Source organism: Aeromonas sp. QDB39, from assembly GCF_027707585.1.
GTDB lineage: Bacteria > Pseudomonadota > Gammaproteobacteria > Enterobacterales > Aeromonadaceae > Aeromonas > Aeromonas hydrophila.
In genome coordinates, this window is record NZ_JAPCIV010000011.1 from 97,750 (window position 1) to 120,895 (window position 23,146).

Sequence of the window (23,146 nt, forward strand, 5' to 3'; positions counted from 1 at the left end):
TCAAAGGGGCCTGTTTGTTGGTGTGCAACCCGTCGCCGGTTATTTGCGCTCGGGCAGCATATTGGTCAGGGTGTTGTCCTTGAGCACATGGTGGTGGTAGATGGCTGCCGCCGCGTGCAGGGCAATCAGGGCATAGCCAATGTTGGCCAGCGTCTCGTGCAGCTCCTTGATGGTGCCCTTCAGGCCGTCGTCGGGGGCGATGAGGGCGGGGAGCTCCAGGCCGAAGAAGGGGATGGGCTTGCCGCCTGCGCTCAGCAGCAGCCAGCCCAGCAGCGGGGTGAGGATCAGGAAGCCATAGAGTGCCAGGTGGGCGAGCTTGGCCAGCGTGAGCATCAGGGGGGAGAGCTCGGGCACGATACGCGGTGATGGGCTACCCGCGCGCACCAGCAGGCGCACCACCACCAGTGCAAGGATCAGCAGACCCACCATGAAGTGAAATTCCTTCATCAGGTCGCGGCCGGCCGACCCTTTGGGGAAGATGTCCCTGAACTCCATCAGCGCATAGACGGCGATCATCAGCAGCAGGGTCAACCAGTGCAGCCCTATGCTCAGGCTGCCATAACGTTGTTCGGTATTTTTCAACATGCTCATATCCTTCTCGGGGCTCGCATTGCATCAAGGGTGGTCGCAGCGGGCATCCTGCCCCCGTACCATTCCTTTTCATGTTACCGCGCAGATGTGTCAAAACCTTGATCTCGGTGTGTTTTTTAACATCTTATTTGCAACTCGCCCGACGCACTCTGTACCGAGTCTATGCTTCTGATCAACAGGGCCATGCCGGCCAGGGTGGTGAGAGGTTGCATCATGAAGCATCTGAGAGTGGGCGTGCTGGCAGGCTTGATGCTGCTTGCCATGCTGCTGGGGATGATGGGGGTCGACGAGGAGCGGCTGGCTGCGGCAGAACCTGGCCGACCGACTCATTTTTCAGCCTATCTTGGTTTGTTGCCGGGGCTCATCGATTCCAACGGCACCGGTCCCTTCGTCGACCTGGTCAAGGCCATCGCCGGGCTGGATGACGGGGTGGAGGTGAGCGTGATGGTCTACCCCATGTCCCGTGCCACCCGCAGCGTGGTGGTGGGGGAGGCGGACTTCAACCTGCCGGCGCTGCGCAACCCCTACATCGACGAGTCCATGCTGCCCTATCGCTTCAGCTCGGCGACCTTTGGCAAGGTGACCCACGTGCTCTACAGCAACAGTGCGACGCCCATTACTCCCGCCATGGTGCTGGGTTACGAGTACACCAAGCGGGATCTGCTCATCGAGGGGGTGACCGACTTCTGGCCCTTCTCGGTCAAGCGCTCCCTCTCGCTCGAGCAATCCCTCGGCAAGTTGAGCCGGGGCCGCATCGATGCTTTTCTGTGGGCGCAGGAGGAGGCGGATTTCACCCTGCGCAAGATGGGGCTGACCAATATCCATCGGGTCTATTTCGGCGAGTTTGACGATGTGTTCATCATCCCCAAGGGGTCGAAAGGGGATGCGGTCGACCGCTTCCTGACCCAGTCCATCGAGCGGCTGAGGGCCTCCGGTCAGCTCGACAAGATCTACTCCGGCATTCACGGTCCCTATCAGGAGTGGCAACCGGGAGAAAATGCTGCGACCAAGGCGGTCAGAGCCGCGCAATGAGCGCTTTACCCGCGATCAGCGCTCACTTACCTTGGAACGGTACCTTGGTAAAGGAGTTACCTTGAACATCACCGATCCTGTGATCCTGACCGAGCTGCAGCAGATCCTGTTTCGCTCCTTCGACGTGATCCCGTTTCCGATCCTGATATCGGAATCCGCCTGCAGCGAGACGCTGGACAGCATACCCACCCGACTGTCGGAGATCCCGGCCCGTCATCACAGGTTCGTGAACCGGGCCTTCGTGACTCAGCTGGGTTACGATCTGACGGATCTGCCCGACATGGCCAGCTGGTTTGCCACCGTCTATCGCGATGAAGAGAGCAGGGCCCAGGCGATTGAGCGCTGGAACCAGGCGGTGATGACCAGTCTGGCCAACGGCGCGGCGGTGGCCGAGATGAACGCCTGTCTCTACTGCAAGAGCGGCCAGCAGCGCTGGTTTACCATCACGGCCCAGCTGACGGCGGATGCCATGCCGGGCTGGCACATAGTGACGCTGCGCGACATCCACGACCTGCACTGTATGATCGAGGAGGTGAGCCGGCTCTCCTGCACCGATCCGCTGACCGAGCTCGGCAACCGGCGTGCTGCTGGCCAGCAGTTGCAGGCGCTCTGGTTGCAGGGGGAGTCCTTCTCGGTGATCTTGTGCGATATCGACCACTTCAAGCAGATCAATGATCGCTACGGTCATCCCGCTGGGGATGCGGCGCTGTGCGAGGTGGCCCGCATCATGACGCGGCAGCTGCAGCCCGCAGAGCATCTGGCCCGCTGGGGCGGGGAGGAGTTTCTGTTGATCCTGCCTGGGGTGGATGCCGAACAGGTGGTCGAGCGAGCCGAGCAGTTGCGCCGGCAGTTTGTCGACCATGTGGTGGCGTGGGAGGGGCAGCGTTTTTCCCTGACGATGAGTCTGGGTTGTGCCACCCGAGGCGATGGCCATAGTAGCGACAGCCTGCTGCAAGTGGCGGACAAGGCGCTCTACCAGGCTAAGAGCAACGGCCGCAACCGGGTGGTATTTGGCAGGGCCTAGCCGGAAAATGCCCATAAAAAAACCGAAGCCAGGGCTTCGGTTTTTTGTTGCGGCGACGGGCGCTCGGCCCATGCGGCATTATTTCTTGATGCGGATCACCGGGGTCTCGCCCACGGTCACGGCACCCGTCATCTTCACCAGCTCTTTGATCTCGTCCATGTTGGAGATGACCACCGGAGTCAGGGTAGATTTGGCTTTGGCTTCCAGAACGGCCAGATCGAACTCGATGATGGTGTCACCGCGCTTGACTTGTTGACCTTCCTGGGCGATGCGCTTGAAGCCTTCGCCTTTCAGTTCAACGGTGTCGATACCGAAGTGAACGAACAGCTCGATACCTGAGTCGGATTCCAGCGAGAACGCGTGGTTGGTCTCGAAGATCTTGCCGATGGTGCCGTCGCACGGAGCAACCATCTTGTTGCCAGCCGGCTTGATGGCGATGCCGTCGCCGACGATCTTCTCGGCGAAGACTACGTCGGGTACATCTTCGATCGGTACGATTTCGCCTGACAACGGGGCAAAGATTTCGATGCCGCCGGTATCAGAACTGTCATCGGAAACCAGTTTCTTCAGTTTATCAAACAGACCCATAGTAAAAGCTCCTAGAGATGATTGTCGCTGTTTGCAGCCGATCTTAGCAGACTGCCTTCTGCTTAATAAAGTTATCTACACAGGCTTCGATTTCGGCGGCGGTGGCAAAGCTCAGCGCTTGATCAGCCATGGCCTTCACATCTTCGAAGTTGGTGTTGCGGATAAGCTTCTTGATACGCGGTACAGAGATGGCGCTCATGGAGAACTCATCCAGACCCATACCCAGCAGCAGCAGGGTGGCACGCTCGTCACCAGCCAGTTCACCACACATACCGGTCCACTTGCCTTCGGCGTGGGATGCATCGATAACCATCTTGATCAGCGTCAGGACGGAGGGTGACAGCGGGTTGTACATGGCGGAAATCATCTCGTTACCACGGTCGACAGCCAGGGTGTACTGGGTCAGGTCGTTGGTACCGATACTGAAGAAATCCACTTCCTTGGCCAGATAATGAGCCATCACGGCAGCAGCCGGGGTCTCGATCATGATACCCACTTCGATGGATTCATCAAAGGCTTTGCCTTCGGCGCGCAGTTCGGCTTTCAGCGTCTCTACGGTGGCCTTCAGGCTGCGGAACTCTTCGACAGAGATGATCATCGGGAACATGATGCGCAGTTTGCCGAAGGCAGACGCACGCAGGATGGCCCGCAGCTGGGCGTGCATGATGTCGGCGCGATCGAAGAAGATCCGCACGGCACGCCAGCCCAGGAAGGGGTTCATCTCTTTCGGGAAATTCATGTAGGGCAGTTCTTTGTCGCCGCCGATGTCCATGGTGCGCACGATGATCGGCTGATCCGGCATCGCTTCGGCCACTTCTTTGTAGGCTTTGAACTGCTCGTCTTCGGTCGGCAGCGCGTCACGGTCCATGAACAGGAACTCGGTACGGTACAGACCCACGCCTTCGGCGCCGTTGCGGATGGCACCTTCGGTATCCTTGACGGTACCGATGTTGGCGCACACTTCGACCTGATGGCCATCCAGGGTGATGGCAGGCAGATCTTTGAGCTTGGCCAGTTCATCTTTCTCGGCCTGGAACTGGGCCTGGAATTGCTTGGCTTCGTTCAGCTGTTCGGCAGTCGGATTGATGATGATCTGGTTGTTGATCGCGTCCAGCACCAGCACGTCACCATTCTTGACGCGCTCGGTGATGTCGTTGGTACCCACGATGGCCGGCAGCTCCAGGGAGCGGGCCATGATGGAGGTGTGGGAAGTACGGCCACCGATGTCGGTGACGAAACCCAGCACGTATTTCAGGTTGATCTGAGCGGTTTCGGACGGGGTCAGGTCTTTGGCGACCAGGATCACCTCTTCGTCGATGGTGCTCAGGTTGACAACGGCGATGCCCAGTACGTTCTTGACCAGACGGGTACCGATGTCACGGAAGTCGGTGGCACGCTCGCGCAGATAGGGGTCATCCAGCTCGGCCATCATCTTCGCGTACTGCTCGATGACCTCGTAGATGGCCTTGTCAGCGGTGGCCTTGTTGTCTTTGATGAAGGATCTGATATCCCCTTCCAGCTCTTCATCTTCGAGCAGCATGATGTGGCCTTCGAAGATGGCCTCTTTTTCTTCACCGAAGGTGCGACCGGCCATCTCTTTGATGGCTTCCAGCTGTGCAGCTGACTTGGTGCGGGCTTCGAGGAAGCGGTTGATTTCGGCATCAATCTGTTCGGCAGCGATTTTGCCCTGATTGATAACGATTTCATCTTCTTTCAGAAGAAGCGCCTTGCCGAATGCGATACCGGGGGACGCAAGAATGCCAGATATCATAATCCTTCCTATTAAAACGACTGTGGGGGAGGAATAAAGCTGGATTACTCCAGCTCGTCCATCAGGGCAACCAGCTTCTCAACGGCTTTCTGAGCGTCCGGGCCGTCGGCCTGGATGGTCACGTTGGTGCCTTTGGTCAGGCCCAGGGTCTGCAGCTTGAACAGGCTCTTGGCGCTGGCGGATTTGCCACCGGAGACCACAGTGATCTCGCTTTGGAATTCTTTGGCTTCTTTCACGAACTGAGCTGCCGGACGGGTGTGCAGGCCGTTTTCAGCAGTAATAACAACAGACTTCTCGTACATGGTTTCACCCCATATTATTGATATTTTTTGGTGTGAGGGATGCTTTTGACGCTTCCTTCTCGCACCGTGTCAGTATGGATATGTTGTAAAGTAACGAAATCAGACCTGCAATGGTTTAATCCAGGTCAATTTTCTGTGCAGTATTCGGTGTCTGCCTCAACTCTTTTCCGTTATCGCTCTACAAGCCGCGTCAATGCTGGCTTGAAATTATTTTATAACGAAAAATAACACTTTGTTACTTTGTGATACCTAGTCGGCAAACACCTCGTGACGCGGCACAGGATATGAGATTTATCACAGAATGTCTGCTTTTTTTGTCGCTGGGTTGCTTGTTATTTTACCCCGAAAAATAAGGGGTCGACTGGCGCTGCCAAGTGCTCAGTCTAGCTCATAAAGAAACGGCGCTCCTGGGAGCGCCGCTGTTTTGAAATAATCCGATCACTTATTGCTGCAGTTCCTGCTCGCTGAATACTCCGGCAAACAGGGCGCTGGAGAGGTAACGCTCGGCGGCGCTCGGCAGAATGACAACGATGGTCTTGTCGGCAAACTCCGGCAGCTCGGCGAGGCGGGCTGCGGCCACCACGGCGGCGCCTGAGCTGATCCCGGCCAGGATCCCTTCCTCTTCCATCAGGCGGCGAGCCATCTCGATGGCGTCATCGCTGTTCACCTGCTCGACGCGGTCCAGCAGAGTGAGGTCCAGGTTGCCCGGGATGAAACCGGCACCGATACCCTGGATCTTGTGGGGACCCGGCTTGATTTCAAGGCCGGCCAGACGCTGGCTGATCACCGGTGATTCGCTCGGCTCGACGGCGACGGAGACCACCGCCTTGCCCTTGGTCTGTTTCAGGTAGCGGGAGACACCCGTGATGGTGCCGCCGGTGCCGACGCCAGCCACGAACACGTCCACTTGACCATCGGTGGCATCCCAGATCTCGGGGCCTGTGGTCTTCTCGTGGATTTCCGGGTTGGCGGGGTTTTCAAACTGTTGCAGCAGCACGTATTTGCCCGGCTCGGATTCGAGGATCTCGTTGGCCTTGGCAATGGCGCCCTTCATGCCGAGCGGCCCTTCGGTCAGCACCAGATTGGCGCCGAGTGCCTTGAGCAGCTTGCGGCGCTCCAGGCTCATGGTGGCCGGCATGGTCAATGTGATGGGATAGCCACGGGCGGCGGCCACGAAGGCCAGAGCAATACCCGTGTTACCGCTGGTGGGTTCGATGATCTCCTTGCCCTTGGTCAGGACGCCGCGTTTCTCGGCATCCCAGATCAGGTTGGCGCCGATGCGGCACTTGACGCTGAAGCTCGGGTTACGGCTCTCAATCTTGGCCAGCACGCGGCCCTTGGTAACACGGTTGAGACGAACCAGCGGGGTGTGACCTATGGTCTGGCTGTTGTCCTCAAAAATTTTGCTCATGGTGCTATCCCTGTTTGTTACGGCGATGAAACAAGATTACCCTGTGGTTTCTGAATGAGAAGTGACGATTTGTTATAACAATATGTTATTACAAGATATAGAGCTTATTCTTTCTTATTGAGGCCTCGATCTCAAAAAGGTCTCTCATCGTCAAAGGAATGGACGTTATGGGATTTGCAGGAAGCGATCGCTATCTCGCCTCTGAATCGCTCAAGATGGCGGTCAATGCTGCCATCGTGCTGGAAAAACCTTTGCTTATCAAAGGGGAACCCGGCACAGGCAAGACCGAGCTGGCCGAAGCGGTGGCTCGCCATCTGGGCACCGAGCTGATTGCCTGGCACATCAAATCCACTACCAAGGCCCAGCAGGGGCTCTACGAATATGATGCGGTGGCCAGGCTGCGCGACTCCCAGCTCGGCGACCCCAGGGTAGGGGAGATCAGCCACTACATCCGTCGTGGCAAGCTGTGGCAGGCCTTCACCGCCGACCAGCGCCCGGTGCTGCTCATCGATGAAATCGACAAGGCGGACATCGAGTTCCCCAACGATCTGCTGCAAGAGCTGGATCGGATGGAGTTCGACGTCTACGAGACCGGCGAGCGCATCAAGGCCCAGCAGCGGCCGGTGGTCATCATCACCTCCAACAACGAGAAGGAGCTGCCGGATGCCTTCCTGCGCCGCTGCTTCTTCCACTACATCCGCTTCCCCGACAAGGCCGAGATGCAGGCCATCGTCAAGCTCCACTACCCAAACCTCAAGGAGAGCCTGCTCGGTGAGGCGATGGATCTCTTCTTCGAGCTGCGCGAGGTAGAGGGGCTGCGCAAAAAGCCCTCCACCTCGGAGCTGCTGGACTGGATCCGGCTGCTGTTGGCCGACGATATCGCCCCCGAGGCGATGCGCACCCGCGAGCCGGGCAAACTGGTGCCTGCCCTCTATGGCGCCCTGCTCAAGACCGAGCAGGACCTGCATCTCTTTGAGAAGCTCGCTTTTCTGGCCAGACGCGGCAGCTGACCCATGCTGATCGACTTTTTTACCCATCTGCGCCGTCACAAGCTCCCCTGCAGCCTGCGCGAATTGCTGGACTTGCACGCGGCGCTGGCAGCCCGGCTGGCCAGCCTCGACATGGACGAGTTCTACCAGCTCTCCCGCTGCCTGCTGGTGAAAGACGAGGCTCACTATGATCGCTTCGATCGCGCCTTCGCCGAGTATTACGAAGGGTTGGCCGCCATCCCCCTGTTACCGGAGAGCCTGCCCGAGGAGTGGTTGCGCCAGGAGTTCGAGCGGCTATTGAGCCCAGAGGAGAAGGCGTTGCTCACATCCCTCGGCGGGCTCGACCAGCTACTGGAGACCCTAAACCAGCGCTTGAACGAGCAGAAGGAGCGTCACGCCGGCGGCAACAAATGGGTAGGTACCGGCGGCAGCAGCCCGTTCGGCCACGGCGGTTTTCACCCGGAAGGGATCCGCATGGGGGGAGAGGGCCAGCATGGCAAGGCGGTCAAGGTGTGGGAGGCAAGGCATTACCGCAACTTCAGCGACGACTCGCCGCTCGGCCAGCGGGCCATTCAGCTGGCGCTGCGCAAGCTCAGGCGCTGGGTGCGCCGGGGCAATCCCGACGAGCTGGATCTCGACGACACCATCCAGAGCACGGCCAGACAGGGCTGGCTCGATGTGAAGCTCAGGCCCGAGCGCCACAACGGGGTCAAGCTGCTGGTCTTCTTCGATGTGGGGGGCTCCATGGATGCCCACGTGGCCGAGGTGCAGCGCCTCTTCTCGGCCCTGCGCCACGAGTTCAAGCATCTGGAGTACTTCTACTTTCACAACTGTCTCTACGACTTCGTCTGGCAGGACAACGCCCGCCGGCACGAGGCGCGCTTCGATACCCTGCGCCTGCTGCGCACCTACGGCAGCGACTACAAGGTGATCCTGGTGGGGGATGCCACCATGGGCCCCTACGAGATCACCTGGCCTGGCGGCAGCGTCGAGTATTGGAATGAGGAGGCCGGTCAGGTGTGGCTGGCCCGCCTGCAGCAGCACTTTCCAAAGCTGGTGTGGATCAACCCCACCCCGCGCCGGGAGTGGCTCTGGCACCCCTCCATCAAGCTGATGAACGAATTGATCGGCGGGCGCATGCACCCGCTGACCCTGGCGGGTCTGGCTGCGGCCATCGACCAGCTGTGACCCTCTCTACCCGAACAGACCAACAAGCCGGGAGTGAACCCGGCGAGGAGCAAAGATGACCTCTATCGTGATCAGTGGCTCAGGCCTCTATACCCCTCCCTTTGCCGTCAGCAATGAAGCGCTGGTGGCCGCCTTCAACCAGTACGTGGATCTCTACAACGAGGAGAACGCCTCCGCCATCGACGCCGGCCAGTTGCCCGCCAAGCAGCACTCGAGCAGTGAGTTCATCGAGAAGGCCTCCGGCATCAAGAGCCGTTATCTGGTGAGCAAGGAGGGGGTGCTGGATCCCGACATCATGCAGCCGCTGCTGCCTGAGCGGCCCGATGACAAGCCCTCCATCATGGTGGAGATGGCGGTGGCCGCCGCCGAGCAGGCGCTGATCGCCGCCGGTCGCGAGCCCGGCGAGATCGATCTGGTGATTGTCGCCGCCTCCAACATGCCGCGCCCCTATCCGGCCCTCTCCATCGAGCTGCAGCACTATCTGGGGGCGGGCGGTATGGCGTTCGACATGAACGTGGCCTGCTCCTCCGCCACCTTCGGCATCAAGACCGCCGCAGACATGCTGGCGGCCGGCAGCGCCAAACTGGCGCTGGTGGTCAATCCGGAGATCTGCTCGGGGCACCTCAACTTCCGCGATCGGGACAGTCACTTCATCTTCGGCGACGCCTGTACCGCCGTGCTGCTGGAGCGGGAGGCCGATTGCCAGGCGGCCAACCCCTGGCAACTGGTGGCCAGCAAGCTGGTGACCCAGTACTCCAACAACATCCGCAACAACTTCGGCTTCCTGAACCGACTCAGCCCGCGCACCCGCTACAGCGACGACAAGCTGTTCCGCCAGCAGGGGCGCAAGGTGTTCAAGGAGGTGCTGCCACTGGTATGTGACCAGATTGCCGGCCAGCTCGATGAGCAGGGTTGGGCAGCAGACACCCTGAGCCGGCTCTGGCTCCATCAGGCCAACCTCACCATGAACCAGTTCATTGCCCGCAAGCTGCTGGGCCACGATGCCAGCCAGCAGGAGGCGCCGGTCATTCTCGACAGCTACGGCAACACCAGCTCGGCGGGTTCCATTATTGCGTTCCATCTGTACAATCGCGACCTTTCCGCGGGGGCCCGCGGCGTGCTCTGCTCGTTCGGGGCCGGTTACTCCATCGGCAGCCTGCTGCTCACCCGTTTGTAAGGGGGCCGAGCAGCGGCAAGCAACAAAAAACCACCCGAACGGGTGGTTTTTTTATGGCTGGTTCACTGGGCCGGCTCGATGGCGAGCACCAGGCAACTGGGCTCGCTGATGCGAAAGCGTACGTTGCAGTCAAACAGCCTGACGCCGTACTCCTTGTCATCCGGCTTGCCCTTCTTGTAGGCGGGGCGCGGATCCTGGGCCAGCACCTCGCTCACCAGCAGACGCAGCTCGGGGTGGGCCTTGAGCCAGGGTTGCAGCTGCTGCTCCGCCTCGGGGCTGAAATTCACCGCCAGCGGCGGGGTGGGGGCATCGGGGGCGAACCCGCCGCGAGCATCCGGCAGGCTGTCGGCATACGGGATATAGGGCTTGATGTCGACGATGGGAGTGCCATCGAGCAGGTCCACCGCCCCCAGCTCGAGCCAGAGTTTGCCGCGCTCACGACCGACCCCGTGCAGCTCGACCACCGAGAGGCCGAGCGGGTTGGGGCGAAAGGTGGAACGGGTGGCAAACACCCCGACCCGCTCGTTGCCGCCCAGGCGCGGCGGGCGCACCGTCGGGTGCCAGCCCTGCGCCATGGTCTGGTGAAACACGAAGCTGAGCCAGAGGTGGGAGAACTGCTCGATGCCGCGCAGTACGTCCGGCTGATCGTAGGGAGGCAGCAGCTCGAGGCGGGCGCGGGCCGATTTGACCAGACCAGGCTGGCGCGGGATGGCGAACTTCTCCTTGTAGGGAGAGCGGATGATACCCAGGGTGTCGATTTCGAACTTCATGGCGGATCCTGACTGAAAACCCCGGCAATGTAGCACAGCGGCCCTCAAAACGCAGGCTTGCCCGCCGGCCGGTGGCTGCCTGCTTGTCGTGATCCCGCTCCCATCCCGGCCGTTTCGGGGCTGTATCGCGCCGCCAAGTTGCGTAGGGTGGGCGCAGGATGAGTGAAAGGCGCGTCCGCCAGCAGGGCGGCTTGCTACAACCGGCGTGACCGCAGGAGAGGGGCCGCGTCGCACAGGAGAGACAGGGATGAAACTGCTGATCATCGGCGGCACCGGATTTCTGGGGCGCCATCTCACGGCGCTGGCGCTGGACTGGGGCCACGAGGTGACCTTGTTCAATCGCGGCCGTCGCCAGCACCCGGACTGGCGCGAGCTCACCCAGCTGCAGGGGGACCGGGATCAGGACCTGACCCCGTTGCATCGCTATCAGGGAAGCTGGGATCTGGCCATCGACACCTGCTGCTATCGCCCCGAACAGGCGGCGAGCCTCTCGGCCGCCCTGCTTGGGCGCTGCGAGCTGTTGATCTTCATCTCCACCATCAACGTCTATCGCGACTTCGCCCAGCCCGGGCAGGACGAGTCGGCGCCGCTGCACGCGATTGCCGAGGGGGAGATGCCAGAGGATTACGGCCCACTCAAGGTGCTGTGCGAGGCCACGTATCGGGCCCGTTGGGGCGAGCGGCTCTGCGTTTTGCGCCCGGGTGTCTTGTGCGGCCCTCATGACCCCACCAGCCGGCTGGCCTGGTGGGTGAAGCGGGTGCAACAGGGCGGCCCCTGGCTGCTGCCGGGGCAGGGGGAAGACCGGCTGCAATATCTGGATGTGCGCGATTGCGCCGAGTTTGTGCTGCGGGCCGCCGAGCAGCAATTGAGCGGCATCTTCAATCTGCTCAAGCCCGGTATCGCGCTGAACGACTGGGTGGATCGCCTGGCCGCCAGGCTGGCACCTGCTACCCCTATCGTGCCCGAATGGGCACCCTGGCCCGCGCTGCTGGCCGCCGGGGTGGAGCCCTGGCAGAGCTATCCGACCCTGTTGCCCAATGAGCAGCCCGAGTATGCCGGTTATGGCCGCATCAGCGCCGAGGCGGCCATCGTGCAGGGCCTCAACTTTCGGCCACTGGAGGAGACGGTAGCGGATGTGGCCGAGTGGCTGGCCGGCGCGCCGGATGCCGCGGTGGCCGCCGGCATCACGGCCGAGCAGGAGACGCGGCTGCGTCAGCTTGTCTGGTAGAAGTCTGCAAGTGCGGCAGCAAAGCAAAAGGGCATCGAGAGATGCCCTTTTCTGTCTGGTGTGAGCGCCGCTACTCGGTGCGCATGGTGGCGCCAGCGGCGGTCAGTTGCTCGCGCAAGATGGCCCGATGACAGCGGGACTCCTGCTCGCAGTAGCAGCCCACCGACAGATTGGTGGTGTGGGAGAGGGCGGCCAGCAGTGCCAGATCGTGCCTGGCGGCGGGGGTTGCCAGCTCGGCCTTGTACTGTTTGCAGAAGGCGCTCCACTGGGCGGGCGTCTCGGCAGCCTGGCCCAGCTTCATGGTGTCGTTGCTGGGGGCGAGATTGGGGAACCAGACGTCATACCAATCCTGGCTGGCAAACTCGGTTTTGGGCACGCCGCGGGGCGGGCGGCGCACGGTGCCGATCCGCAGCCCCTCGTCGGGCAGGCGGGGCGTGCCGAGGCGAACGATGGCCAGTGCCATGCAGGCTCCTTGCAGTTGACGCTTATTTCTCGGTGGCGACTTTCAGCGCCTGGCCGTAGCAGATCACCTGCTTCAGGCAGCCCGGGGTGTCGCTGAATTCGGCGCACTTGTCGAAGGTGACGCCGTTGCCGCCCATGTCGGCCACGCGGCGGCGGGCCAGGGTACGGGCCTCGCCGGCGTTGGGGATCGGCTGCTTGGCATCGCTCTGGCAGGACTCCCCTTCGACGGTGCCGAGGTAGAGGTAGTTGAGATCGGCCAGCTGGCCCTGTTCATAGATCTGAACGCTGCCCGGCTTGAAGTACTCGTCGAAGTTCTCTTTGTCCAGATTGCTGTTGAAGGCAAAGTCGGCGCAGCCGGAGGCAATCAGGGGCATCATCAGGATCAGGCGTTTCATCGTCTCGTATCTTGTGTCGGTGATGAGGACAGTAGCAAGGCGCAGGCGCTCCATGTCGGCATCTTGTGGAATAACGAAGGGGCCATTATAGGGGCCAGTCGACGGTGTCGACCAGCCCCATTTTTAGCCGTATGGGCGGGGTGTGACCAGGATCCGGCCGTGTGTTGCCCGTGCAGCTTCACGCTGCCGGCAAAGATGACTGGCCTGCTGTCATGAGAGAGGGGCGCATCGGGCGCCCCTCTCTCGTTGCTCATCAGGCCGGCGCCAGCCGCTGATGCAGGCTGCGGTAGTAGTCGTCCGCCAGCAGCGTCTGATGGGGGGCGCAGAGGCGGATCTGCCCCTCTTCCATCAGGGCGATCCGGTCCATCTGCTCCAGCCCCAGCAAACGGTGGGAGATGAGCAGCAGGGTGCGATCCGCCCCCAGCTTGAACAGCAGATCCATGATCTCCCGCTCGGTCTGGCTGTCGAGCCCCTCGGTCGGCTCATCCAGCAGCCAGAGCGGCGCGTCGTGCAGCAGGGCGCGGGCGATGCCGATGCGGCGGCGCTCGCCACCGGAGAGCGGCCGGCCGCCATCCCCCAGCCAGGCATCGAGCCCGCTGTCGCTGTGGCCGTTGTCATCTTCCAGCAGATTGGCAAGGCCGACCTGGGTCAGCACCTGCACCAGCTGCTCGTCACTGGCATGGGGGGCGGCCAGCTTGAGGTTGCCGCGCAGGGTATCGGCAAACAGGTGCACCCGCTGGCTCACCACCGAGAGGGAGGCGCGCAGTGCCCCTTCGCTGTAGTCGGTGAGCGGCTTGCCATCGAGCAGGATCTTGCCGGCCTGCGGGTTCCATTCGCGGGTCAGCAGTCCCATCAGGGTCGATTTGCCGCAGCCGGTCTGGCCCAGCAGCGCCAGCTTTTCACCGGCCTGCAACTGCAGTGTGCAGCCACGCAGCACCGGCTGCGGGTTGCCTGGGTAGCTGAAATAGAGGTCGTTTATCTGCAGCGCCCCCTGTGGCGCGTGGCGTTCTTCGTGGCCCCACTCGGGGGCCTTGGCCTCCTGCAGGATCTCGTTGAGGCGGCGGGCCGAGGTGAGGCTGGTGGAGAGGTGCTGGAAGGCGCCGGCCAGCGGCATCAGCGCCTCGAAGCTGGCCAGGGTGGCGAACACCATCAGCGCCGTGATGGGATCCGGCGCGGCGCCTGCTACCCCGTGACCGGCCAGCCACAGCATCAGGGTGAGGGTCCAGCCGCTCAGCAGTTGCACCGAGCAGTTGGCCAGCCCGCTCACCCGGGCCATGCGGGCCTGGGCCTGGATCAGCGCCTGTTCGGCCTGCTGCAGCTCGTCGCGCGCCCGGGGGGCGGCGGCAAACATCTGCAGTTCGGCCTGGCCGTCCAGATAGTCCACCAGACGGGTACGCAGGTTGGACTTCTCGGCGATCAGCTGGCGGCCAGGCTGGCGGCCCAGGAAGTAGAACACCAGCGGCAGGGCCAGCATGCCGAACAGCAGGATGGCGCCCAGTATCAGGGCCAGGTCGGCATCGAACAGCGAGAGGAAGAACACCAAGCCGGCGGTGCTGAGCAGGGCCGCACCGATTGGGGTGACCAGCCGCAGGTAGACGTGGTCCATGGCGTCGATGTCGGCCACCAGCCGGTTGAGCAGGTCCGCCTGGCGAAAGCCTGCCAGGGCACCGGTGGAGAGCGGCGAGAGCTTTTGCCAGAACCAGACCCGCAGCCGGGTCAGCACCCGGAAGGTGGCGTCGTGGCTCACCACCCGCTCACCCCAGCGGCCGGCGGTGCGGATGATGGAGAAGAAGCGTACCCCGCCAGCCGGCGTCATGTAGTTAAAGGTGTCGCGACTGGCGACCGCCATCCCCGCAACGGCGGCGGCGGAGAGGAACCAGCCGGAGAGCGACAGCAGTCCCATCCCGGCGACCAGGGTCACCAGGGCCAGCAGCAGGCCGAGGGAGAGGCTCAGCCAGTGCTGGCGATAGAGGCGCAGAAACGGCAAGAGATCAGTCATCGAGAGAACCCTCGTTACGTTGGGAGAGCAGGCGGGCAAACGGCCCCTGCGCAGTACTCAGTTGCTGGAAGCTGCCTTGCTCCACCAGCTTGCCGCGCTCCAGCACCAGGATCTGGTCCATCTTGGTGAGCTGGTCGATGCGGTGGGTGATCATCAGCAGGGTCTGGCCTGCGGCGGCCTGTTCGAGCGTGGTCATGATGGCACGCTCGGAGTGACGATCCAGGCTGGCGGTCGGCTCGTCCAGCACCATCAACTGGGTGGACTTGAGCAGGGTTCGAGCCAGGGCGAGGCGCTGGGCCTGGCCGACCGAGAGGCCGCCGGCCTGATCCCCCACCGCATAGTCGAGCCCCTTCTCCATGACAAACTCCCACGCTTGAGCCCGTTTCAGGGCCTCCTCCAGTTCGCTGTCACTGGCCGCGGGGTTGGCCAGCAGCAAGTTGTCGCGCAGCGAGGCGTGGAACAGCTGCGGGTTCTGGGAGAGCCACCCCAGCTGGCGGCGCCACTGGCTCATGTCGAGGCTGGCCAGCTCCTGGCCGTTGACCTTGAGCTCGCCGCGATAGGGGGCAAAGCCGAGCAGGGCGTTGACCAGCGAGCTCTTGCCGGCGCCGCTGATGCCGATGAGGGCGGTGCGCGAGCCGGACGCCAGGGTGAAGTCGATGGGGCCGACCAGCACCTTGCCCTCGGCGCTCAGCACTTCAAGGCTTTTGGCTTCTACCTTGATGGGGGCGTCGGCATGGAAGGGCGCATGGCCTGAGGCGGGTTCCGTCACCTCGGCTTCGAGAAACTCCAGCAGCTGTTCGGCGGCGCCGATGGCCTGCGCCTTGGCGTGGTAGTGGGCGCCGAGTTCGCGCAGCGGAGCGTAGAACTCGGGGGCCAGAAACAGCACGAACAGGCCGGTAAACAGGGTAACTTTGCTGCCATAGTGGCCGAAGTTCAGGTGATCGATATAGGAGAAACCGAAGTAGACGGCCACCAGCGCCACCGAGAGGGCGGCGAAGAACTCCAGCACGGCGGTACTGAGGAAGGCAAGACGCAGCACCTCCATGGTGCGTTCGCGAAAATCTTCCGACGCATCGCGAATGGCATCCCCTTCCGCCTGGGTGCGCATGAAGAGCTGCAGGGTGCGCAGCCCCTTCAGGCGATCGAGGAAGTGGCCGGAGAGACGGGCCAGCGCCTGGAAGTTGCGGCGGTTGGCATCGGCGGCGCCGACCCCCACCAGGATCATGAAGAGGGGAATGAGGGGCGCCGTGCCCAGCAGGATCAGGCCGGCGGCCCAGTTGACCGGGAACACGGCCACCAGGATCACCACCGGAATGAACACGGCAATCGCCATCTGCGGCAGATAGCGGGAGAAGAAATCCTGCATGTTTTCAATCTGCTCCAGCAGCAGGCTGGCCCAGCTGCCGGCCGGTCGACGCTGGATGTAGGCCGGTCCCAACCGGCCGAGGCGGGTGAGTACCAGCTCGCGGATGGCCTGGCGCACCGCGCTGCCAGCCTTGAAGCTGGCTACTTCACGGCCATAGGCCAGCACCGCCTTGCCGAGGGTGACCAGCAGCAGGGCGATGAAGAGGGGAATGGATTGCGCCGGCGTGGTGCCCTCGATGATGAAACCGTGCAGCAGGGTGGCCAGCAGCCAGGCCTGTGCCACCATCAGGATGCCCTGACCCAGGCCAAAGCCGATGGAGAGGCCGATCCAGCGCCGGCCGTGGCTCGATTGATTGCGCAACCAGCCATAGAGTCGTTTTTGCGTTTTTTTATCCATTACCACCATCCTCGCGTCGAGTGGCGCAAGACTATCCTCGCCCCCCAGGCTTGGCAACCTTGTAAATTCCGGCTTGTGAAAACGGTTGATTGAAAAAGCGGCTCGCTGCTCATTAGTTGGTCGAACAGATTGATTTACGGTAAAAAACCGTATCGAGGTGATTGCGCTCGGCGGCAAAATGCATATAGTAGAGGCCCTGACGCGGGTGTAGTTCAATGGTAGAACGGTAGCTTCCCAAGCTGCATACGTGGGTTCGATTCCCATCACCCGCTCCAAATTCCAGATAACGGTCAAGGCCGTTGTCACCTCAGCCGAAACGGCTGTCTGTCGTGGGGTTTCCCCATCACACCAAGCAAGTTTTGATGCCAGGCGGGCATCGTATAATGGCTATTACCTCAGCCTTCCAAGCTGATGATGCGGGTTCGATTCCCGCTGCCCGCTCCAGCCTTCATGCAAAAAGCCCACTCCTGCGAGTGGGCTTTTTGTTGTCTGTTTTTTGATGCAGGCGATAGTGCCAGCTCGGCCACCCTGAAAGGCGCGGAAATGGAAAAGGCGCCATCGGCGCCTTTTCAACTCGGGAGGAGGGAGGATTACTCCTGCTCCAGCTCACCGCAGAAGCGATAGCCTTCGCCGTGGATGGTGGCGATGATCTCGGGGGTGTCGTTGACGCTCTCGAAGTGCTTGCGGATGCGGCGGATGGTGACATCCACGGTACGGTCGTGGGGCTTGAGCTCACGGCCGGTCATCTTCTTGAGCAGCTCGGCACGGGTCTGGATCTGGCCTGGGTTTTCGCAGAAGTGCAGCATGGCGCGGAATTCGGAGCGCGGCAGCTTGAACATGTCGCCAGCCGGGCTGACCAGGGCGCGGCTGTTGATGTCCAGTGCCCAGCCGTTGAACAGGTAACGCTCCACCAGCTTCTTCTCTTCGCCACCGGCGGCCACGTTCATGGTACGGCTCAGCAGGTTGCGGGCACGGATGGTCAGCTCACGGGGGTTGAACGGTTTGGTGATGTAATCGTCAGCACCGATCTCCAGACCCAGGATCTTGTCCACTTCGTTGTCACGACCGGTCAGGAACATCAGGGCGATGTTGTCGTCCTCACGCAGCTCGCGTGCCAGCAGCAGGCCATTCTTGCCCGGCAGGTTGATGTCCATGATCACCAGATTGATGGTGTGGGAAGTCAGAGCCTGATGCATCTCATCGCCATTGTTGGCTTCGAGCACGATATAGCCCTCTGCCTCGAAGATGCTTTTCAGGGTATTGCGAGTGACCAGTTCGTCTTCGACGATCAGAATGTGTGGTGTTTGCATGAGTATTCCCAGATTCTTATCAGTTAGTTATCTAAATTTTAACACTCTTTGGCGTTACCCGACCGGTCCTGAAAATTTATTACGTCATCCTGGGTATGAATGTCAGGTCGGATTATCGCGAATTTGGCATCAGCGTTGGCAAACATCCCTGTGCCACACATAGGCTCTCAATAAGTCTGATCGAGAGAAGCCTGGAAAGGTAGTCCATTACAAAAGTGGCTGCATTTTATCAGTTAACAGGCGCATAACAACACTCTTTGCCGTCAGATAGCAACTTTTTAACTCTGGTTTGATATAGGTCAAACCCTGAGTTCACAGCATGATACTTGGGGTTGCCCCCATTTTCGCCCCTATAAAATGTAATGGAATGTAACATGTGGTTGACATGAATTTGTGGGAAAACTACAGAAAAATCTGCTTTATTGCACCCTTTTCGGCGCCGAAATGGCCTGCCTACGCCATTGTGACGGCCTGGAATCCTGCCAGTCGCCAGCTGGGAATGCGTCGCAATACCCGCCGTCAGCGGGCCCTGTGGCGGGCCATTGCGGCGGTTCCTCGCTGGCAGGTGATGGGGCCCTGCCGGGGCAGTTCGCTGGATGAAAGCTGGCAGGAGTCGTCGCTGCTGCTGGCCTCCACGCGCAGCGAGGCCATCCGGCTGGCGGCCCGCTTTGGCCAGAATGCCATCTACTGGGTGGAACAGGGGGAACTGTGGCTGCTGCCGGTGTTGCTGGCGGGAGAGCCACACCATCTGGGCAAAATTGAATCCCACTGGATTGTCAGGGGCTCTGCTTGATGAAAGAATGAGCGAATTCATGTCCATGGAAGGAGACTTATGATGCTGGATCTACTGCCCGATCTCTGTGACGAGTACGGCGATGCCCTGCAGGTGGCGGAGCCGCTGTTTCAAGATTTTGGTGGCAAGGCGCTGTTTCACGGCCAGGCAGTCACCCTCTCCTGTTACGAGGACAACAGCCTGGTGCGGGAGCTGGTCAACCGACCCGGGCAGGGGCAGGTGATGGTGATCGATGGCGGTGGCTCCCTGCGCCGCGCCCTGCTCGGCGATCAGCTGGCGATCAAGGCGGCGGAGCAGGGCTGGGAAGGCATCGTGATTTACGGCGCCGTGCGCGATGTGGGTACGCTGGCGACACTGGCGCTGGGGGTCAAGGCATTGGCGCCCTGTCCGGTCAAAACCGAGAAGCGGGGGCAAGGGGAACTGGATGCCGTAGTGTCGTTTGCCGGGGTGACCATACATCCGGGTGACTACGTCTACGCCGATCTCAACGGCGTGCTGGTGAGCGCCACCCGGCTGATCTGACCCAGCTAGAAGTTGAAACCGACCCCGACGCTGAGGGATTGTTCGGTGCTAAAGGCGCTGACGCCGTAGTTGGCGGTGATGGCCAGTTGCGGGGTCAACAGCAGGCTGGTGTTGAGCTCCAGCAGGGTGCTGGGCTTGTTCACTTCCAGCTGTTTGAGCTGGCTGCCGATGTTGAGCATGGGGGAGAGCTGATAGCGCACCCCCGAGCTCAGGTTGTAGCCGGATTGCTCGCTGCTGGGGCCGACGGCCGGGCCTGCTTCCATGTAGAGGCTGACGCCATCGTGCAGCGGATACTGATAGCCGGTATTGATGAGCCAGAGATCGAAACTGTCGTTGTGATGAGCCTGATTGTCGAGCAGCACGCCGGAGTAACTCTTGACGTAGAGCTGGCTGTTGGCGTCGTTCTTGAGGAAATCCCAGTCGGCGGCCTGGGCGGTAAGGCTGAGGCATGAGACGAGTGCGATGACGGATGATTTGACCATTCTTTTCCCCTCCCTGGGTCCGGAACAGGAATACAAGCATGGCACATGCCAGCTGGTAGTAAAGGGAACCCCGATCACAATAAAACAGTTTTGATTTGCTCCGCTCTCATGGTACACAGGCCCCCATCACCATGTTTCTTCCCCTATTTTGCTGATATCAAGAGGTGAACCCATGAACAAAAAACTGACTCTGCTGGCCGTACTGGCCCTGGGAGGCTGCGCCATGGCAACTGGTTCCAAGCTGACTCAACTGCAAGCTTCCACCTGGCAACTGCAAGGGGCGAGCGGCGACACCTTCACCCTGCAAGTCGCCGGTGACAAGGTCGCGGGCAAGGGTGGCTGCAACCGCTATTTCGGCGCCATCACCCAGCAGGGTGACGGTGTGCTGGCGCTGGGCCCCATGGGTTCGACCCGCATGATGTGCATGGGCGATCTGGCTGGCAAGGAGATGCTCTATCTGCAGAAGCTGGAGAAAGTGGCGAGCTTCCAGATCAGCGGTCAGCAGCTGGTATTGAGCGACGCCAACAAGGCGGCGCTGCTTACCTTCGACGCCATGCCTGCCGCCAAGTAACTGACGGTTTTGTCAGGGACTGTCGTAGCGCGAGCTGACAGCTCAACGCAAAAGGGACGCCTCGGCGTCCCTTTTGCTATTTGCACTCCCTTTTGCAACTGGGCTCCCGGATAGGCTAGCCCCCCCGCTGAAACTTGAAGCGCTTCTTGCGCCGGTAGGGATAGACATCCTCGAATACCCCCTCCTTGATGTTGCTCTGCAGCATCTTCCAGTAGTTGGCATCGAACAGCTCCTTGTGCAGCTGCATCATGATTTCGCGCACCTGGGGTTTTTGCAGCAAAAAGGTGGCGAACTCCTCGGGGAAGATGTCGTTGGGGGCGACTGAATACCAGGGTTCTGCGCTCCATTCGTCCTCGGGGTAACGGGGCGGCGGGATCTGGCGGAAGTTGCACTCCGTCATGTAGCAGATCTCGTCGTAGTCGTAGAACACCACCCGTCCGTGGCGGGTGACGCCGAAGTTCTTGAACAGCATATCGCCCGGGAAGATGTTGGCCGCCGCCAGCTGCTTGATGGCGTTGCCGTACTCCTCCAGCGCGAGCCGGGTCTGCTGTTCGTCCGCCTTGTCCAGATAGAGGTTGAGCGGGATCATCTTGCGCTCGGTGTAGAGGTGCTTGATCACCAGCTTGTCGTCGGTGAGGGTCAGCGCAGATGGTGCCACCGTCTTGAGCTCGGCCAGCAGTTCGGGCGAGATGCGATCGAGGGGAAACTCGAAGTTGGTGAACTCCTGGGTATCGGCCATGCGGCCCACCCGGTCGTGCTGCTTTACCAACCGGTACTTCGCCTTCACCTGCTCGTGGCTCACGTCCTTGGGGGGCGTGAACTCGTCTTTGATCACCTTGAACACCACGTCATAGGAGGGGAGGGTAAACACGCTCATCACCATCCCCTTGATGCCGGGGGCGATGACGAACTGTTCCCGGCTCTGGGCCAGGTGCTGCTGGTAGTGGCGATAGAGCTCGGTCTTGCCGTGCTTCTGGCAACCGATGGCGTTGTAGATCTCGTAATCGGGCTTGTGGGGCATGATTTGGCGCAGAAACAGCACGAACAGCGCCGGCACGGGGGCATAGACCATAAAGTAGGCGCGGGCGAAGCCGAACACGATGGAGGCCAGCTCAGGCTCGAAGATGACGGTGTCCACATAGATGCTCTGGCCGGTACTGAGCAGCGGCAGAATGAAGGGAAAAACCTGCCCCTTGACCCGGATCAGCCCCACCAGATAGGCGCCCTTGTTGCGGTAGAACACCTCCTTGAGCAGCTCGATGGCGAACGGTTCATGGTGCAGGATGACCGGCCCGTTCTCGGCAAGATGACGCTGGATGTCGACAATATCCCGCTGTTTGTCCTCATAGGGCAGGGTGAAGCTGTAATCTCCCAGCAGCTGGCTCAGGGTCTGCGGCAGGTGGGCGAGATCGGTGCGATAGATGCGCAGCAGGGCGCTCAGGTCGGGGTGTTCTCCCCGGCTGCGAAACGGATGGATGTAGAGGTTCTCGTCGCGAATGTTGCGATGGCGGAAGATGCGGCGATAGACGGAGTTGAAGAAGGACTCCGCCACCTCGAAGTTCTCGCACTTGGGCAGCAGATCGCTGAACGCCCCCTTCACCTGCTTGAGCAGGGCCTGGCTCGGCAGGGTCGCCCCCATCATCTGCTTGATCAGCGCCGTGGTGGCGCCGACGTGGTGATCGTAGAGGCGAATGCGCTCGCGCCCGGCGAGCTGCACCCCGAGCCAGTCGCTGTTCTCGAAGCGACTCTTGCTGCCCTGGGTGATTTCGAGAAATCGGCTGTAAAACGACTCGAAGCGTTGCAGAATCGTCTCGGCGACGGCCTGTTCCAATGGCTGCTGCATCTCTCTCTTCCTTGTGATCTGTCGGGCCGATGGCGCCTGGGATTGGCTGCAATTTGTTCACATTCCCGGCCACTATGGCAACATTCAAACGTCTGTTCAAGTGGCAATTTTCGGGTGAAAACGGTAGATTGCGCCCCTGTTTTGCCGATGATCCGCTGCCGTTTGCGCGTTCGGCCCTGCCCAGGAGAAAACCCGATGAAACTCTATTTTGTGCTGGTGGCCCCCGCCCGCCCGGCCAACGTGGGCGCTGCCGCCCGCGCCATGAAAACCATGGGCTTTGATGCCATGCGACTGGTGGCAAGCCGGGTGCACGAAGAGGAGGAGGCGAGCTGGGTGGCCCACGGTGCGCAGGAGGTCCTGACCCAGGCCGAGGCATTCGACACCCTGGAAGAGGCGCTGGCCGACATGGATCTGGTGGTGGCCACCACCGCCCGCCAGCGCGGCCGTTATCAGCACTACCTCACCCCGGCCGAGATCCGCGACCAGATCAAGGCCAAGCCGTCGCTGGACAAGGTCGCCATCGTGTTTGGCTGCGAGGAGTCGGGGCTCTCCAACGAGCAGCTGGCCCAGGTCGACCTCATCAGCTATCTGCCGCTCAAGGTGAGCTACCCGTCCCTGAACCTGGGGCAGGCGATCATGCTGTACGCCTACGAACTGAGCCAGTTGCTCGATGAGCCCGAGGTGATAGCAGAAAATGTTGATAACGCCGGACAGGTTCGGGTGCTGAAAAGCAAAACAGCAGAAATTCTCGGTGAGCTCGGAGTTTCGCAGGATGAAAAACTGCATCAATGGGTGATGGACCGAGTGCCCATGCTGCCGCAGCGGGATTTGAATATGCTCCACCTGCTCTGCAAAGACCTTGCCCGCAAACTTGGCAAAGAGGTTTAGGTTGACAGCCCTGCGCCCGGCGCGGTATTGCTAAAAGCCAGCTTCGTT

The 23,146-nt window shown here is 61.1% G+C and carries 23 protein-coding genes and 2 tRNA genes; 12 read left to right on the forward strand and 13 right to left on the reverse strand.

What is annotated here, in order from left to right; genetic code table 11:
• Nucleotides 1-39 precede the first annotated feature (39 nt).
• Complete coding sequence (locus PG899_RS08425) at nucleotides 40-585, reverse strand: cytochrome b (RefSeq protein WP_190283994.1); 546 nt, start codon at nucleotides 583-585, stop codon at nucleotides 40-42.
• A gap of 219 nt (nucleotides 586-804) precedes the next feature.
• Between PG899_RS08425 and PG899_RS08430 the strand changes: the two genes are divergently transcribed.
• Together PG899_RS08430 and PG899_RS08435 are read left to right on the forward strand one after the other, a co-directional pair.
• The gene (locus PG899_RS08430) at nucleotides 805-1,623 is read left to right on the forward strand and encodes an ABC transporter substrate-binding protein (protein WP_190283995.1); all 819 of its coding nucleotides are present in this window, start codon (nucleotides 805-807) and stop codon (nucleotides 1,621-1,623) included.
• Nucleotides 1,624-1,684: 61 nt separating this feature from the next.
• A complete protein-coding gene (locus tag PG899_RS08435; RefSeq protein ID WP_270697337.1) occupies nucleotides 1,685-2,647 on the forward strand; it encodes a sensor domain-containing diguanylate cyclase in 963 nt (320 codons plus the stop codon).
• A gap of 78 nt (nucleotides 2,648-2,725) precedes the next feature.
• Here PG899_RS08435 and crr read toward each other — a convergent pair whose 3' ends face one another.
• From crr to cysK, 4 genes are all read right to left on the reverse strand, one after another.
• Nucleotides 2,726-3,235 carry a PTS glucose transporter subunit IIA gene (crr, locus tag PG899_RS08440; RefSeq protein ID WP_005303134.1) on the reverse strand — a complete coding sequence of 170 codons (510 nt, stop codon included), beginning with the start codon at nucleotides 3,233-3,235 and terminating at the stop codon, nucleotides 2,726-2,728.
• A 43-nt stretch (nucleotides 3,236-3,278) separates the two neighbouring features.
• On the reverse strand, nucleotides 3,279-5,006 hold the full coding sequence (gene ptsI / locus PG899_RS08445; protein WP_190283997.1) for a phosphoenolpyruvate-protein phosphotransferase PtsI: 1,728 nt from the start codon (nucleotides 5,004-5,006) through the stop codon (nucleotides 3,279-3,281).
• 44 nt (nucleotides 5,007-5,050) lie between these two features.
• On the reverse strand, nucleotides 5,051-5,308 hold the full coding sequence (locus PG899_RS08450) for an HPr family phosphocarrier protein (protein WP_005303128.1): 258 nt from the start codon (nucleotides 5,306-5,308) through the stop codon (nucleotides 5,051-5,053).
• A gap of 442 nt (nucleotides 5,309-5,750) precedes the next feature.
• Complete coding sequence (gene cysK / locus PG899_RS08455) at nucleotides 5,751-6,719, reverse strand: cysteine synthase A (protein WP_011706833.1); 969 nt, start codon at nucleotides 6,717-6,719, stop codon at nucleotides 5,751-5,753.
• Nucleotides 6,720-6,886: 167 nt separating this feature from the next.
• Between cysK and PG899_RS08460 the strand changes: the two genes are divergently transcribed.
• The 3 genes from PG899_RS08460 to PG899_RS08470 are packed head-to-tail and all read left to right on the forward strand — an operon-like array spanning nucleotide 6,887 to nucleotide 10,073.
• Nucleotides 6,887-7,729: an AAA family ATPase gene (locus tag PG899_RS08460; protein WP_270697338.1), complete on the forward strand. Its 843-nt coding sequence runs from the start codon at nucleotides 6,887-6,889 to the stop codon at nucleotides 7,727-7,729.
• A gap of 3 nt (nucleotides 7,730-7,732) precedes the next feature.
• Nucleotides 7,733-8,896 carry a vWA domain-containing protein gene (locus PG899_RS08465; protein WP_077096379.1) on the forward strand — a complete coding sequence of 388 codons (1,164 nt, stop codon included), beginning with the start codon at nucleotides 7,733-7,735 and terminating at the stop codon, nucleotides 8,894-8,896.
• 55 nt (nucleotides 8,897-8,951) lie between these two features.
• Nucleotides 8,952-10,073, forward strand: coding sequence for a beta-ketoacyl-ACP synthase III (locus tag PG899_RS08470; RefSeq protein WP_158196944.1), 1,122 nt, complete (start codon nucleotides 8,952-8,954; stop codon nucleotides 10,071-10,073).
• Nucleotides 10,074-10,135: 62 nt separating this feature from the next.
• Here PG899_RS08470 and tsaA read toward each other — a convergent pair whose 3' ends face one another.
• Nucleotides 10,136-10,843, reverse strand: coding sequence for a tRNA (N6-threonylcarbamoyladenosine(37)-N6)-methyltransferase TrmO (tsaA, locus tag PG899_RS08475; protein WP_158196945.1), 708 nt, complete (start codon nucleotides 10,841-10,843; stop codon nucleotides 10,136-10,138).
• A gap of 247 nt (nucleotides 10,844-11,090) precedes the next feature.
• Between tsaA and PG899_RS08480 the strand changes: the two genes are divergently transcribed.
• Nucleotides 11,091-12,071, forward strand: coding sequence for an NAD-dependent epimerase/dehydratase family protein (locus tag PG899_RS08480; protein ID WP_270697339.1), 981 nt, complete (start codon nucleotides 11,091-11,093; stop codon nucleotides 12,069-12,071).
• A 70-nt stretch (nucleotides 12,072-12,141) separates the two neighbouring features.
• Here the strand turns inward: PG899_RS08480 and PG899_RS08485 are convergent, their stop codons facing one another.
• From PG899_RS08485 to cydD, 4 genes are all read right to left on the reverse strand, one after another.
• Nucleotides 12,142-12,534 carry a DUF488 domain-containing protein gene (locus tag PG899_RS08485; protein WP_158196947.1) on the reverse strand — a complete coding sequence of 131 codons (393 nt, stop codon included), beginning with the start codon at nucleotides 12,532-12,534 and terminating at the stop codon, nucleotides 12,142-12,144.
• Between the two features lie 22 nt (nucleotides 12,535-12,556).
• Entirely contained in the window at nucleotides 12,557-12,928 is a 372-nt protein-coding gene (rcsF, locus tag PG899_RS08490; RefSeq protein ID WP_010633326.1) for an Rcs stress response system protein RcsF, read from the reverse strand.
• Between the two features lie 253 nt (nucleotides 12,929-13,181).
• Entirely contained in the window at nucleotides 13,182-14,927 is a 1,746-nt protein-coding gene (cydC, locus tag PG899_RS08495) for a heme ABC transporter ATP-binding protein/permease CydC (RefSeq protein ID WP_158196948.1), read from the reverse strand.
• Nucleotides 14,920-16,689 (reverse strand): heme ABC transporter permease/ATP-binding protein CydD, encoded by a 1,770-nt coding sequence (gene cydD / locus PG899_RS08500; protein ID WP_226031457.1) that lies wholly within the window; start codon nucleotides 16,687-16,689, stop codon nucleotides 14,920-14,922. The genes cydC and cydD overlap by 8 nt, the downstream gene beginning before the upstream one ends.
• A 201-nt stretch (nucleotides 16,690-16,890) precedes the next feature.
• On the opposite strand from cydD, the gene PG899_RS08505 reads away from it, so the two are divergent.
• Together PG899_RS08505 and PG899_RS08510 are read left to right on the forward strand one after the other, a co-directional pair.
• Nucleotides 16,891-16,964 (forward strand) — tRNA-Gly (locus PG899_RS08505).
• A 94-nt stretch (nucleotides 16,965-17,058) separates the two neighbouring features.
• A tRNA-Gly gene (locus tag PG899_RS08510) sits at nucleotides 17,059-17,133 on the forward strand.
• Between the two features lie 146 nt (nucleotides 17,134-17,279).
• On the opposite strand, the gene arcA is transcribed toward PG899_RS08510, so the two are convergent.
• A complete protein-coding gene (gene arcA / locus PG899_RS08515; protein ID WP_011706824.1) occupies nucleotides 17,280-17,999 on the reverse strand; it encodes a two-component system response regulator ArcA in 720 nt (239 codons plus the stop codon).
• A gap of 376 nt (nucleotides 18,000-18,375) precedes the next feature.
• Here arcA and PG899_RS08520 point away from each other — a divergent pair, with 376 nt between their 5' ends.
• Together PG899_RS08520 and PG899_RS08525 are read left to right on the forward strand one after the other, a co-directional pair.
• Nucleotides 18,376-18,792 (forward strand): DUF3293 domain-containing protein, encoded by a 417-nt coding sequence (locus PG899_RS08520; protein WP_042065726.1) that lies wholly within the window; start codon nucleotides 18,376-18,378, stop codon nucleotides 18,790-18,792.
• Between the two features lie 42 nt (nucleotides 18,793-18,834).
• Nucleotides 18,835-19,314 carry a putative 4-hydroxy-4-methyl-2-oxoglutarate aldolase gene (locus PG899_RS08525; RefSeq protein WP_158198345.1) on the forward strand — a complete coding sequence of 160 codons (480 nt, stop codon included), beginning with the start codon at nucleotides 18,835-18,837 and terminating at the stop codon, nucleotides 19,312-19,314.
• A gap of 5 nt (nucleotides 19,315-19,319) precedes the next feature.
• On the opposite strand, the gene PG899_RS08530 is transcribed toward PG899_RS08525, so the two are convergent.
• Nucleotides 19,320-19,796 (reverse strand): hypothetical protein, encoded by a 477-nt coding sequence (locus PG899_RS08530; protein ID WP_039213450.1) that lies wholly within the window; start codon nucleotides 19,794-19,796, stop codon nucleotides 19,320-19,322.
• 172 nt (nucleotides 19,797-19,968) lie between these two features.
• Here PG899_RS08530 and PG899_RS08535 point away from each other — a divergent pair, with 172 nt between their 5' ends.
• The gene (locus PG899_RS08535) at nucleotides 19,969-20,367 is read left to right on the forward strand and encodes an META domain-containing protein (protein ID WP_024943684.1); all 399 of its coding nucleotides are present in this window, start codon (nucleotides 19,969-19,971) and stop codon (nucleotides 20,365-20,367) included.
• 115 nt (nucleotides 20,368-20,482) lie between these two features.
• Here PG899_RS08535 and aceK read toward each other — a convergent pair whose 3' ends face one another.
• Nucleotides 20,483-22,210: a bifunctional isocitrate dehydrogenase kinase/phosphatase gene (gene aceK / locus PG899_RS08540; protein WP_158196950.1), complete on the reverse strand. Its 1,728-nt coding sequence runs from the start codon at nucleotides 22,208-22,210 to the stop codon at nucleotides 20,483-20,485.
• Between the two features lie 195 nt (nucleotides 22,211-22,405).
• Between aceK and PG899_RS08545 the strand changes: the two genes are divergently transcribed.
• Entirely contained in the window at nucleotides 22,406-23,098 is a 693-nt protein-coding gene (locus PG899_RS08545) for a tRNA/rRNA methyltransferase (protein ID WP_158196951.1), read from the forward strand.
• The last annotated feature ends 48 nt before the right edge of the window (nucleotides 23,099-23,146 follow it).